Origin of the sequence: Pseudoclavibacter helvolus (assembly GCF_049707175.1) — a bacterium.
GTDB classification, from domain to species: Bacteria; Actinomycetota; Actinomycetes; order Actinomycetales; family Microbacteriaceae; genus Pseudoclavibacter; species Pseudoclavibacter helvolus_A.
Map to the genome: position 1 here is coordinate 1 of NZ_JBNAFM010000033.1, position 12,693 is coordinate 12,693.

Genomic DNA, 12,693 nt, shown 5'->3' on the forward strand with positions numbered 1-12,693 from the left:
CCTCTCGACCAAGATTCACCAGCTCGTGGACGGGTCCGGACTGCCGTTGGTGATCGAGGTCACGCCAGGCCAGGCGGCCCACTACGGGACTCTCAACAGAGAGCCGATCCCCGCCCAGAAACGGCAAAGAACCCGGAACGATTCTGCATAACCCAACCGACACCGTGTCCACGATTGAGGGTCAAGGCCAGTCTTCGAGACGCACGATTCCTTGTATACCTGCTTCTGCGCGAGCCTAAACTCCACGATCGCGACCGCGTCTCGCTTGAACTCATCTGAGTAGACCTTCGGCATGATGGCCATTTTCCAGCACGACTCTCTCTCCAGAATCATGCGGTCAGGGCCTCAATCGAACCAACAGCAGACCCCAAACTGGCCCTCGCTGCCTGACCAGAACTGTCAGCTGCTCCTGCACCAAACCCTCTACGAAAACCCTGGCACGTTCAGCCCCGGCGCTTACGAGCCGACCCGCTACCGGGACTCTTGAAACCTAGACGATCCCCGCACAGGAGTGGCACGGAACCCGAGACGGTTCATTTAAGTCTCGATCGATCCGAACAACATTTCTATGGACCTACTTTTGGGGGTCTATATTGCAAATAGCGTCTCATGACGCAGGAATGCGCGTCTCGGAAGCTCTGACATATGCCAACATGCATAGACCTGCAGATTGTGTTGTGGAACGCACGCCCCAGTCAGCGGTGGCGCGGCGGCGAGCTTCGGGGGATGCCGTCGCCGCGTCTTTTCATGGGTCCGGATCACCGGCACCCCACTGCACCGTCGATGTGCCGTGGGTTGGCGCCCCGAACCGGAGCTACGCACTGGCACGATGGCTTGAGCGTCGTCACCCGTTGCATCCGTGATCGAAGTTCGGTCGTCATGGATGAAGCAGGTGCACGTCTCCGGTAAAAAGTGCAACCCCACACGGCGCTAATGGCGTGCTAAATTTTCAGCATTCCCCAACGCTGAGAGGCAGTCCGCATGGATGAAGTACGCGCAGTCGACAGAAGAATGATCTTGAAGGCCTCCGCTTGGTCAGTGCCGACGATCCTTGCGACAAGCTCAGTTCCACTGGCCGTGGCCTCGCCGGAGTGCCCGGTTGTTCCCTCGGGATCGGCGTGGACCACCGCGTGGCTCACAGATCCGGCCGTCGGTGATGGCACCGTCGAGAGGCGTCCCACGTCCGCGCCAAGCCCCTTTGTCGAAGAGTTCTGGAGCTACGCGGAGGGTCTCCCTCCGACCAGACCCGCTGTCGGGATCTCGGTGTTCGTTTCCATCGATTTTGTCGCGGGTCGTACGTACAACATCGATTGGTTCGCCGGGGCCAACTACGGAAACCTAGTGGAATCTACGTCTCGCGCTGCGACGATTACGTTCGAAATCGGTTCCTCGGGCTACCTCTGGCGAGCCGCCACACGCCCCAACCAGGGCTCGGCGATCGTGCTGCCGTCGAACGCAACGGGTAACAACTACGCGAACTACGCCCCTTACTCGGTTTCCTACACGCCGACTACCAGCGGCGCACAGGTCCTCAGGTTCTCCTGGTTCACAGGCGCGGCTACTCCGACAACACTTTCCGCTGACGATATTGCCGTCACTTTGCCCCGGATCAGTTGCGCGTAAATCAATTCCAGCGTCATTTAACGGCGATCATGAAACCCACTCCTTGCACCTCTAAGTGCTCCTGCTTCTGATCGCGTCTCGCGCTATTGCCGGAGTGTTCGGAATCGGAGACGTTGCGCACTTGGGCAAACTCTGCCCGGGTGCGCAACGTCGCCATCGGCATATCTGGGTCTAGTGGTGGCGTGTGCATTCGTGGAATATCCGACGCTAGGCCCGGCGTTCGCGTCGGAGGGGGCTGTAGCGGCCTGGTCGGTGTGTGGTGCGGGGCCAGGTGTAGTTGCCGGTGAGGTTGATGTGTTCCCAGCTCAGGGGTGAGAGGTAGCGCAGCAGCTCCGGTTCGGGTGGGTTGTTGGTGCTTGTGAGGGTGATGGCGCAGTCGAGGTAGACGGTGTTCCATACCACGATCGCTGTGGTGAAGAGGTTGCGGCCGGAGGCGCGGTAGCGCTGTGGTTCGAAGGAGCGGTATCGGATTACACCGAGGCGGTTGAAGAACACGGCACGGGCAAGGGTGTTGCGGACTTCGCCTTTATTCAGGCCCGCAGTAGTCGGCCGATGATTCGGTCGTGCATCTCGATGATCTCGTCGGTGACGGTTGCCATTCCCTTGACAGGCATCGCGAACAACGTCGCATAGCGGCGCCGGGGTTCGAACCTCGCAAGATCGGCGGCCGTCATCGATGCCCCCTTACGGGCAAGTTTCAGGAGCCGGTTGCGGTGCACGAGCTTCGCCGTGGACCACGGCAGCTCCAGAGCCTTCCACACAGTCAGCCGGTAGGCGTGCTCGAGCGTGGACTGCGCGTTGGGTCGGGCGGGGGCCTGCCGCAACCCGCCGATCTGCGTCAACGGGCCATCTGCGCGGCGTCGCAGCAGGGCATCGAGCCGGCTACGCTACGCAGCGTTGAGCGGTTCACTCAGCACCGTGTGTAGGTGGCGGTTCGCACGGGTCAATCCCTGCGCGCGGGCGGACTCGAACACCTCGACTGCCGGCAACGCGATGCCTGCACGGCGCAGCGACGCGATCGCGGCCTCCACGAGCATTCGGCCACGATCGGTGTGCGCGGCGACGAGGTCGATCTTGTCCACGAGCCCCCGGAAGGCGCTCATCCCGAAAGAGGCCAATCCCAGGTAGACGCGCGCTTCGCGCGCGTGTTCCTGCATCGTTTCCTCACGGCTCGAGTACTCGGCCCACACCGTCGGGGCCACCGCGAGGTTCGACGCCATCCGGGCGATCACCGCGTCTGGAATGGCGCGGCCTGGGCCTAGCGCGATCCCGGGGCCGCGCAGCAGGGCGAACTGCAACGCGAAACCCAGCAGATCCGGATCCCCGCGCTGCTGACGGATCAGCGAAATGTCGGCCTCATCGACCGTGCACAACAGTGCAATCCCCTCGTCATCATCAGGTAGGCCGAGAATTTGGGCGCGTTCAAGGGGTGTGAGCAGAGCGCGACGAGCCACCGAGTGGGCCGGTCTATGATGCGGAGAGGTAACGGTAGATGGTGGGCCGGCTCACCTTGAACTCCGCCGCGACCTGCGCCACCGTGTGTGCCCGTTTCCCGTCCTCGTCATACATCTGCCGCGTCAACTTGACCTGCCGCGCCCCGAGCTTGGGCTTCTGACCTCCGGTGCGGCCTCGCGCCCGGGCGGCCGCGAGGCCGTCGCGGGTGCGTTCGGCCATGCGCGCGTGCTCGAACTCGGCGATCGAACCGAGAAGGTGGAAGAACATCGTCCCCAGCGGGGTGGACGTGTCGATGCCCTGATCGAGCACTACCAGGTCGACGCCCGGCCCCTGCAGCCGCTTGGATAGCTCGATCAGGTTCTCCAGCGAACGGCCCAGCCGGTCCAGCTTCGTTGCGACGAGCTGATCGCCGGCGCGGGTTGCTGACGGTAGCGTTTTCTCCAACCCGGGCCGGGACTGAGCTTGCCTGATGCCAAGTCGACCAACACCATCTCGCATCCGACGTCTTCTAGAGCATCCCGCTGGCCGTCGACGTACTGATCACGGGTGGATACCCGTCCGTCGAACGATCGTTCCCGATCGGGAGCTTCGTTGGCTGATTGGCCTGGCGTTACGACTTGACTTGCTGCTGCTGGTGTCGTTCGGTGGCGATCGCGGCGAGGGTGACTCCTGCTGCAACGCCTATGACTGTTCCGGTACCGGGAAGGAAGGTGGCGGTGAGGATGACGCCGACTCCGGTGAGCAGCAGCCCGGTTGCGGCGCGGCCGATGGTGTGGCGGAGGGTTAGGGCCCAGGTTCCGAGCACGAAGAGCGCGACAGGGATAGTGAGGGTTGCGGATGCGATCGTCGTTGGGGCGTCGGTGTGCCCGTCGGTGCTATCGATGGCGACTTCGATGCCGGCGGAGAAGGCGCCGGCCGCGGCGAAGATCAGGTAGTGGACGTAGCCGAAGGTCAGCGATGATCGCAGGCTGGTGATGTGGTGGTGCTGTTCACGAGCGAAGTACACCCACCACATGCCCGCGGCAATGATGAGCCCGGCGGCGGAGATCGTGAGCAGGTCCGGGATGTGCTGGCCCTCCTCGATTGCAGTGAGAACGGCGTTGGCTGAGGCGAGGATGGATTCGCCGAGCAGGATGAGGGTGAACAGGCCGAACCGTTCCGCGATGTGGTGCGCGTTCCACGGTGTCGGGCGAGAAGATTCGGCCCAGATGGGGATCGCGATCTCAGCCATGACGAGGACGAAGAAGGCGATGAAGCCGACCTGTCCGGGAAGGAAGAGGCGAGCGACCCAGAGAGCCTGCACGACGGTGATCGCGGTGGCGTAGCGCAGCGCAGGGGTGCGCAGCTCGGGGTGGCTAAGGGCTGCACGAACCCATTGCCCGACGAGGGCGAGGCGCATGATGACGTAACCGGCTGTCACGAGGGTGAAGTCGTGGTGCTCCATCGCGGGTCCGGTGCCGGCGGCAAGAACGAGAACACCGGCCATCTGGAGGATGGTCATGACCCGGTAGAGCCAGTCGTCGGTGTCGAACGCGGTCGCGAACCAGGTGAAGTTCATCCACGCCCACCAGATCGCGAAGAACACCATCAGGTATCCCAAGACCCCCGATCCCAGGTGCCCGTCCGCTTCCATATGGTGCAACGTCTGTGAGGAGAACGCGACGGCGACAACGAACACGAGGTCGAAGAACAACTCCAGCGGGCTCGCCGCACGATGCTGCTCGTGGGGGTCGCGGGGCTGCATGCGGCGCAGATGCCGCGTCGGAAGCGATGTCATTGAGGTCCTCTTTCGGATCAGACGGTGGGAGATAGGTGTGCGGGGTCGCCCAGCAGTTCGGCTGGTCGACCCCGCACCCGCAACGGCGAACTGTCCGGGTTACCCTTCGCGGATGGTCATCTTGTTGATTGAGTCACCCGTGATGTCGAAGCTAAAACGGCTCAGGCCGTTGGCGTGGTTGCTTCGCCAGTCCCCAATCACACTCACCTGCTCACCATCTGTGGTGATCTCGGTGGGGGTGAGGACGCCTTTGGATCCGATGAACTCTTTGTCGCTCCACGCCTTGATCTGCTCGCGTCCGGTGAACGTGCGGCCCCAGTCATCGACGGCACCCGAAGGAGTGAAGAAATCGAGGAATGCAGCTTCGTCGTGCCGGTTGACCGCGGCAATGAACGCCGCGATCGGTTCCGGAATGTTGAGTTCTGTCATGTGCTTCTCCTGACGGTTGCGGGTGTCAGCGGGTGGTGTACCCGCCGTTGGCGAAGATCGTCTGCCCGGTGATCCACCAGCCCTCGGTGGCGAGGAAGGTCACGATCGGGGCGATGTCCTCGATCTTCGTCAGAGAGTTGCCCATCGCCTGGGACTTGTGGAACTCGACCCGCTCCGGAGTCTCCTGACCGTAGAAGAACGGCGTGTCCATCGGGCCCGGGGCGATCGCGGTCACCGAGATGCCGCGCTCGGCGAACTCCTTCGCCGCGGCGCGGGTGAAGTGCTCCACCGGGCTCTTGCCTCCCGCATAGGTCGAGTATCCGTCGGTGAACGCCGCGAGCAGGCTGGTGACGATCGTGATCACTTTGCCGCCGTCAGCGACGTGCTTACCGGCCTCCTTGATGAAGAAATACGCCGCCTTCGAGTTGACGTCGAACATCGCGTCGTACTCATCCTCGGTAGTGTCCGCGATCGGCTTGCGGAGCACCTTGCCGACCGTGTTCACCGCGACGTCGATCTTCCCGATCGCGGCCTCTGCATCCTCGAACAGCTTCTCCACGTTCCCCGGAACGGTCAGATCGCCCGAGAGGATGACACCCTTCCCACCTGCTGCTCGCACCGCAGCCAGCGTCTCCTCCGCCTGCGGGCGGGTGTCCTCAGAGTTGTAGTGGATCGCCACATTCGCGCCCGCTTCCGCAGCCTGGCGGGAGATGAGCCCGCCCAGATTCTTCGCGCCAGCGGCAACGAGAACATTCTTACCTTCGAGGGTGTGAGTAGTCATGGTTAAGACCCTTTCGTATTCCTGTGTCAGCACTACGCCGTGGCGTATCGGCGCTACACGATAATATAGCGGTATGACAGCGAAAGTGCGAAATGATACGCGGACGCGGCTCCTTGATGCCGCCGCGGACATGATCGCTGCCGCCCCCGGTGAGGACGTGTCCCTGCGCGCGATCTGCGACCGGGTCGGCGTGAAGATGCCAACCTTGTATCACTTTTTCGGCAACAAGCAGGGCCTCATCGAATCCGTCATCGAACGCGGCTTCGACCTCTACCTCTCTCGTAAGGAAGCACACGAGCCCACCGGCGACCCCATCCAGGACATTCGGGAAGGGTGGGACGCGCACGTCATCTTCGGGCTCGAAAATCCCGGCTTCTACACCCTCATGTACGGAAAGATCCGGCCCGGATACTCGCCCGCCCCCCAGGCCAGGCCAAGCGCGATCCTGATCCACCTCGCCACGCAAGCAGCAGCACAAAACCGGCTCATCGTTCCAGCTGAACAAGCTGCCGCGCACATCCTCGCCACCAGCATCGGCGTAACCCTCCGGCAGATCGTGCTCGCCACCGCCGACCTGGCCCTCTCCTCCGCCATCCGTGAAGCCACAATCGCCGCCATCACCGGCGTGAACACCACGTCCACCCAGAAACCGCGCAGGCAGGAGATTAACGAAATCGTCGCGCACGTTACCGCACACCCCGACGTCCTGGGGCGCGCCGAAACCCAGCTCCTCACCACCTGGCTCAACCGACTCAACAACACCTGAGCGCAAACACCACGCTTAGCGTCGGATATTCCACGAATTTACAACTCGCCCCGTCTACGCCTAGCACTGCTGTCTGCGTGTCCACGCGAACACGTTCTTGGGAACACCGTAGAAATCGAGTTCCTGGTACGCGTCTGCGCTCAAGACCCCGGTGTCGACAAGAGTGTCTCCGTGCCAGAGTTCCTCCGACTGAGTCAGGATCCCCTCGTAGCCAACAACCTTTGCATTGGGGCCAAAATTCGTGGCGTAGGTAACCGATCCTGCACCGAACCCGTACACGGCGCTGGCACCGACGCCGGCAGCGGTGACCCATGTGATCTTGTCACTGGCCTGTCCGCTATCGGTGACTGTGTGCTGAGCCGTCGCGGAAACAACTCCCGTCGCTACCACAGTGTTTTGATAGTACAAGTCTCCGGATGCCGAGAGGAACGTGTTCCATCCAACGGCCGTCGATCCCAGTGGGACGCTCGGGTAGCTCGCGCCGGAGACAGCTCCCGCGCCGGTGCGCCTGACGACGTGAGCTCCTGTCGCGTCGACGTACGCGATGTAATCGGCGACAACGTCTGGTGGCGTTGTCCCGCTGTCTTGCAGATGGCGCACGACCGCCGACGAGACCGTCGATGTGGGGACTCCGGTGAGCGGGTCGTTCACACGTATGTTTCTGCTAGTCCACAGCTCGCCACTCGGGTAAAGGAACGTCTCCCACCCGACTGCGCGTGTTCCCGCCGGAACTGAACTGGGCGATCCTAGCGCGGGATTTGGGAGGTCGGAGGTGAAGTGGTTGGCGACAGTACCAGCTACGAATGTCGTGATGTCCTGTTCGAGCCGTCCGGCTCCCGAACCGCCGCTGTAGTGCTGGCTCTTCACTGAAGTTACGCCTGTCTGGGCAATTCGGTAACCAGTGGCCGGGTGGTAGGAATAAAGGACCCCGCCCGGAGCAAGGTACGTGTTCCATGCAACTGCCGTCGACCCGTCCGGAACTCCGGGCATCTCCTGGTAGACGGGTGCTTCGTTAGCAGAGAACGCGTACTGCCTGGCATTTGTGCCAGTAACTTCGACCGGGATACTCGTGGTGGGACCCGCGGGAAGTGCCTTGACGCTGATGCTCGTGCTCCCATTGCCGCTCCCGGCGATTGCGCCCGTGATCTCAACGACGCCAGACGCACCTGTCGTGAACACTCTGGGACCGGGAACGCCAGAAGACCAGGACCATCCAGCAGGCAGTGTCACTTCGATTTGGACTCCAGCAGCCGGGTTGCCGTTGTTTGTTGCAGTCAGGAAAAGGCCGCGGGCTTCAGTGCACGCTGCGGCGAGGAACGGGTTGGGATTTTCCACGACGACGTCGCCGGATGCACTCGCAAGGGGTGCGGCAGTTGCAACCGCAATGACTGGCACACTCCATGCGGTGGTCTTGAGCACTGAACGCCGAGAAGTCTGTCCGGGTTCAGGTGGTTGTGGGGTGGATGAGTCTTGCACTACTAGGGCCTCCGACATTTTGATACACACATGAGCTTCCTGGCTGTTGCGTGCTCTGCGGTGCCGGAGAGCACGCAATGGTTATCCCAGCGTGAACAGTTGACAGGACACAGGTTGGCACAAATGTACGAAATGTCCAGCGTCCAGCATGAATTGACCTACGTTTGGAGGTCTGGACGCTCGTGTTCTTCGGCGGCCCCTAAGCAGGCTGCTCGAGGGTCTTCTTTAATGTCAAGAAACTCTGTTTTTTATGTGACTTCAGCCCAGGGTCTGCTGACGTGTTTGGGATGTGTCTAGGATGTGCCGTAAGGACGTCAACAGATGTACTCCGCGTGAGCATTTCGGTACCGCCGCGCGTGAACCTTTAATTTCTGCGCGGAAAGGTGGCTCTCGTGCACGCGCTGGTGACGACCGGCTCGCTGAGATCTCCGGACTCGGACCAGCATTCGCACTCGGCCGCACTCGCGTTGCGGCTCTCCATGCGTCGAGCGGTCCTGATCGGTCTCGCGGTCTGGAATCTGGTCATGCTGCTTGTACTTCTGATGGCTGGCCTCGACTTGCTACCGTTACTGATTTCACTTTGCCTTCATGGCACCGTTGCGGTGCTGGCGATTTGGTGTTCTCCTCGAACCATCTCGGCTTGGCCAGTTTTAGTGCTCGCGTACGGCCTCGGTTTGGCCGACTGGGTGGTTTCGGGAGATATCAATGCACCTTTGACTTTCGCAGCATGCTGGTTGGTTAACCTTTCCGCTATTGCTGCAGTTTTCTCCTTGCGACCGGTCCCGTCCGTTCTCGTGGTTGGCGCTGCCGCGTGCACGTTGCCGCTTTTGCTTTGGGTTCTGAACCCGCACTGGGGACCAGACCTGCCGAAAGCGGTCCTGGTAACTCAGCTCGCTATCCTGATAGTGGGTCTTTTGGGCCTGGGCGTTCTCGACCGATTCGCGCGGAACGCAGACCGCGAGGCGACGGATGCGCGTCTCGAACGGCGCACCTTGGAAGTTCGTGCCCAGCACCGACGGGCACTCGCGGAGAGCGCGCGCACGCTCCACGACACAGTGGTCAATACGCTCGGCTCCATTGCGAGTGGTGGGGCGGCGACGCGCGACACCGCAGCGGTTCGTGAGCAATGCGTTCGAGATTTGCACGTACTCAACACCATCCTCGGATCCGCGCCGCCCGAGAACCACGCTGACCCACGGCTTGCGCAGTTGTTTGAGAATACGCCACTGCCGATTCGACGCACCGGGCTGAGCGATGAGGAACTTGAGAGTTGCTCACGAAACCTCTCGCCCGCGCAGATTATGGCACTGGTAGGAGCCGCCCAGGAGATGATGCGCAATGTTGCGAAGCACAGCGGAGTCCCGTTTATTGAGGTTGAAACCAAGCAATCGGTCGATGCTCTCGTGGTCGCCGTTGCGGATCGTGGTCGCGGGTTCGATGGCCGTCCCCGACCCGGCCGTGGCCTGGCGAACTCTGTCATTGCGCGCATGGAGGATGCCGGGGGCACTGTTGAGGTGCGTGCCTCACCGGGCGTGGGGACTTCAGGAGTTCTCCGGATGCCGTTCCAGCGACGGGGCACCAATGACGGGAACTCGACCAAAGCGACGGGTGACGCCCATGCGCTCGCGACGGCCCTGCACAGTCGCGCGGCGACCGTCTGGGCGCTCGGTGTCACGGCCGTCGGGGTCATTCTGGAGGCTCTGAATCGATCGGGCGAGATGACTGGCGCGTATGCCATGCTCGCACTCAATGTGCTCGGCGTCGTTCTTGCACGTTCGGGACGGCCAACTTCTGAGCTTACGAAGCGGCTCCTGGTGGGCACACTCCTCGCCATCAGCGTCGCTACGTTCATACTTTCCGCTTCGGCCGTCGACTTTGGCGCCCGCGATGCCGTGCTGTGGCAGGCGCTCGGCCCGACGGCCTGCCTAGTTCTCGTCACAACGCTTCAGGCGACCGGACGTGCTGTCCGGTGGACGACGGGAATCTACGGCGGAGCAGTCAGTGTCGCCGCCATGATCGTCGCGGGGACCTCCGTTCTCAGCGCGTCGATCGTGCTACTCGCGGGAATAGTAGGAATCGGGTTCGTGCTCGCATGGCGCTACTTCCAGGGTGTGGTGGACGAGATTGCCGCTACGGTGGCGAGGCAGCAGGAGCTGACATACTCGGCCAGTGTTGACGCCGAACTCCAGAGCTCGCTATTTGGTAGGCGGTCTTATTGGACGCGGGTGCGCCTGCGGGAGGTTCGGGTGCTGCTCTCCGCCCTTGCGGATGGGAGCGCGGACCCGAATGACCCTTCAGTACGCGACCAGTGCGCTGGCGAAGAGTCGTACCTTAGACAAATTCTCCAGATCAGCACCCAGTCGGTTCATCTCGGCACCTGGTTAGTGGAAGCCCTCAACGCGAGCTATACCGGACGCAATCATCTGCGTCTAAGCGTTGGCGATGTAGATACCGATGACGAGCACTTGGCGCAGGAACTCGGCAGATTGGTGCTGGCGTGTGTGACCGCCACACCACCCGGGGCGGAGGTCTTTGTGTCGGTCCATTCGCTTGATGTAGGGCTGATGTGCACGATTGTCGGCGCAACGCCCACGATTATTCGTGTACACGACGCGGTCGTGCCAGACTCGTTTGAAGGTGAAATCGAGCTCGTCACGGTCGACGGGCACGATGTGCTCCAAGTTCGTTTCGCCGATCAAATCGGGTAAAAGCGATCCAGTGCTGCCCCAGAGGCAGGGTAGAGGGGTGGAAAGTGACTGCGGTGGGGAAAGGGGCAGTACCGGAGTACCGTGCGGCGGTTGTTGAAGACCACGTCCTGCAACGACGACGAACTGTAGAGCTCCTTGAATCCGATGGATTTAACGTGGTCGTCAGCGTCGAGTCGTTGCCCGAGCTCGTTGCCTGGTTGCGGAGCAAGCGTCGGGAGTTGTGGCCGTCCTTGCTTGTGCTTGACCTCATGGTCGATCGGGGAACGGATGCGGAACCCGAACTAGTGCGCGAACTCAGTGCGCACATGAGCATATTGGTACTCTCCGCTATGGCGTCGCCCGAGTTAGTCAAGTCTGTCCTGGCGGCAGGAGTGCGCGGCGTTGTAGGCAAGCGCGACTCTGAGGCGGAGATCCTTGAGGCTGCCCGCGCTGTTCTGAAGGATGAAGAGTGGATGACGACCGAGCTCGCGAGCGTCATTGCCCGGGATCCAGGCAGGCCAAAACTGGGCGAGCAGGAAGAGCGAGCGATGATTCTCTACGCAACCGGTCTCACATTGAACGATGTTGCCGCCATTATCGGTGTGAAGCCGGACACGGCAAAGAAGTACCTCGCGAGAGTGAAAATCAAATATGCACAGGTCGGTCGTCCACTGAAAACTAAGGTCGATTTCCACCGCGCTGCTCAGGAGAGCGGGTACTTTAGGCGCGACGAGCTGCACTAGGTCGTGAGTTTTTTGCTGCAACTTTGACCTGGTTAAGGAGGTCGAGTGTAGCGTGATTTGCGCCCGCATGAGCGATATACTCAATCCGCGCCGAGCCTGCCCAGGTGCTCATTGCTGCGTGCAGCCTGACCTTGTGAAGCGTTCACGGTGTTTGCCAACACGAAGGCTGGCCCATGCCCCCCCCCAGTGTGCAGGGCTGCAGTGCGACGATTCTGGCGCAGTTCACTGAGAGGAAGCAAACATGACCGATAACCACCCCGGAGACGCACACCCGACACGCCGAGCAGTAACGGGCGCCATTTGGGCGGCCCCGGTCCTTGCGTTCGCCGTTGCGTCACCGCTCGCTTCCGCCTCCCAGGAGACTGAACGAGGTATCGCGCTGAACTTCGCTGGAATCACGACAAACACTTGGACCGATGCGTCAAGCGGGGCGTCGCTGTACTATTCGCTTCCGACTGTCTACCGGCTAGACTTGAACCCCGGCGCTTCTCCGGTTTTGGCCGGCACCCCGATCTACGTGTCCTTTGACACACGGCTCGTGTCGTCCATCACCCTACAGCAGACCGTGGGTCCAGTCGAGAGCATCGGTCCAAACACCGTGCGGGCAACGTTCTACTTGACCGCCGACTTGCTCCCCGGTGAAACTCGGTACATCGGTGCCACAGTCATCCGTAGCCCGGACGCACTGGCGGGAAACGGCCCAATTCCAGCTGGTATTGCACAGGTCACACTAGATATGGCTCGGGCGTGGGGTCCCTTGACCACGGACATTAATTACACTCCGTAGGTTCCATAGGTTAATCGGCATAAGTAGTCGTTCCGGGTTCTTTGCCGTTTCTGGGCGGGGATCGGCTCTCTGTCGAGAGTCGTGTAGTGGGCAGGAGCGGGTAGCGCGTCGTTGCGCGAAGAGAGGTCGAGGCCTTCCAGGATGGAAGTTCTCACACTCCCCGTCCGGA

9 protein-coding genes and 2 pseudogenes are annotated in these 12,693 nt (G+C 61.7%); 4 read left to right on the forward strand and 7 right to left on the reverse strand.

What is annotated here, in order from left to right:
- Nucleotides 1-981: 981 nt before the first annotated feature.
- Nucleotides 982-1,623 carry a hypothetical protein gene (locus ACPYN9_RS16995; RefSeq protein ID WP_424468047.1) on the forward strand — a complete coding sequence of 214 codons (642 nt, stop codon included), beginning with the start codon at nt 982-984 and terminating at the stop codon, nt 1,621-1,623.
- A gap of 207 nt (nt 1,624-1,830) precedes the next feature.
- Here ACPYN9_RS16995 and ACPYN9_RS17000 read toward each other — a convergent pair.
- The 6 genes and pseudogenes from ACPYN9_RS17000 to ACPYN9_RS17025 all read right to left on the reverse strand — a co-directional run.
- Nucleotides 1,831-2,175 (reverse strand): annotated as a pseudogene (locus tag ACPYN9_RS17000) (Tn3 family transposase); the annotation flags it as partial.
- Nucleotides 2,160-3,077: pseudogene (locus tag ACPYN9_RS17005) on the reverse strand (DUF4158 domain-containing protein); the annotation flags it as partial. The pseudogenes ACPYN9_RS17005 and ACPYN9_RS17000, both read right to left, overlap by 16 nt.
- A gap of 13 nt (nt 3,078-3,090) precedes the next feature.
- Nucleotides 3,091-3,576, reverse strand: coding sequence for a recombinase family protein (locus ACPYN9_RS17010; protein ID WP_424468049.1), 486 nt, complete (start codon nt 3,574-3,576; stop codon nt 3,091-3,093).
- A 112-nt stretch (nt 3,577-3,688) separates the two neighbouring features.
- Nucleotides 3,689-4,855, reverse strand: a complete 1,167-nt coding sequence (locus ACPYN9_RS17015) for a low temperature requirement protein A (RefSeq protein ID WP_424468051.1) — start codon at nt 4,853-4,855, stop codon at nt 3,689-3,691.
- 99 nt (nt 4,856-4,954) lie between these two features.
- Nucleotides 4,955-5,284 carry a nuclear transport factor 2 family protein gene (locus ACPYN9_RS17020; protein WP_424468053.1) on the reverse strand — a complete coding sequence of 110 codons (330 nt, stop codon included), beginning with the start codon at nt 5,282-5,284 and terminating at the stop codon, nt 4,955-4,957.
- Between the two features lie 25 nt (nt 5,285-5,309).
- Nucleotides 5,310-6,065, reverse strand: coding sequence for an SDR family oxidoreductase (locus ACPYN9_RS17025; RefSeq protein WP_424468055.1), 756 nt, complete (start codon nt 6,063-6,065; stop codon nt 5,310-5,312).
- Between the two features lie 73 nt (nt 6,066-6,138).
- Here ACPYN9_RS17025 and ACPYN9_RS17030 point away from each other — a divergent pair, with 73 nt between their 5' ends.
- Nucleotides 6,139-6,831: a TetR/AcrR family transcriptional regulator gene (locus ACPYN9_RS17030; RefSeq protein ID WP_424468057.1), complete on the forward strand. Its 693-nt coding sequence runs from the start codon at nt 6,139-6,141 to the stop codon at nt 6,829-6,831.
- A 60-nt stretch (nt 6,832-6,891) separates the two neighbouring features.
- On the opposite strand, the gene ACPYN9_RS17035 is transcribed toward ACPYN9_RS17030, so the two are convergent.
- Nucleotides 6,892-8,250: a hypothetical protein gene (locus ACPYN9_RS17035; RefSeq protein WP_424468059.1), complete on the reverse strand. Its 1,359-nt coding sequence runs from the start codon at nt 8,248-8,250 to the stop codon at nt 6,892-6,894.
- Nucleotides 8,251-8,699: 449 nt separating this feature from the next.
- Between ACPYN9_RS17035 and ACPYN9_RS17040 the strand changes: the two genes are divergently transcribed.
- Together ACPYN9_RS17040 and ACPYN9_RS17045 are read left to right on the forward strand one after the other, a co-directional pair.
- Complete coding sequence (locus ACPYN9_RS17040) at nt 8,700-11,015, forward strand: sensor histidine kinase (protein ID WP_424468061.1); 2,316 nt, start codon at nt 8,700-8,702, stop codon at nt 11,013-11,015.
- A 44-nt stretch (nt 11,016-11,059) separates the two neighbouring features.
- Nucleotides 11,060-11,737, forward strand: coding sequence for a response regulator (locus ACPYN9_RS17045; protein ID WP_424468063.1), 678 nt, complete (start codon nt 11,060-11,062; stop codon nt 11,735-11,737).
- Nucleotides 11,738-12,693 lie beyond the last annotated feature (956 nt).

What these genes read in the sequence shown, in the direction of transcription:
- ACPYN9_RS17020 (WP_424468053.1), bottom strand. Translation starts at nt 5,284, where the DNA reads ATGACAGAACTCAACATTCCGGAACCGATCGCGGCGTTCATTGCCGCG.
- ACPYN9_RS17025 (WP_424468055.1), bottom strand. Translation starts at nt 6,065, where the DNA reads ATGACTACTCACACCCTCGAAGGTAAGAATGTTCTCGTTGCCGCTGGC.
- ACPYN9_RS17010 (WP_424468049.1), bottom strand. Translation starts at nt 3,576, where the DNA reads ATGCGAGATGGTGTTGGTCGACTTGGCATCAGGCAAGCTCAGTCCCGG.
- ACPYN9_RS17030 (WP_424468057.1), top strand. Translation starts at nt 6,139, where the DNA reads ATGACAGCGAAAGTGCGAAATGATACGCGGACGCGGCTCCTTGATGCC.
- ACPYN9_RS16995 (WP_424468047.1), top strand. Translation starts at nt 982, where the DNA reads ATGGATGAAGTACGCGCAGTCGACAGAAGAATGATCTTGAAGGCCTCC.
- ACPYN9_RS17015 (WP_424468051.1), bottom strand. Translation starts at nt 4,855, where the DNA reads ATGACATCGCTTCCGACGCGGCATCTGCGCCGCATGCAGCCCCGCGAC.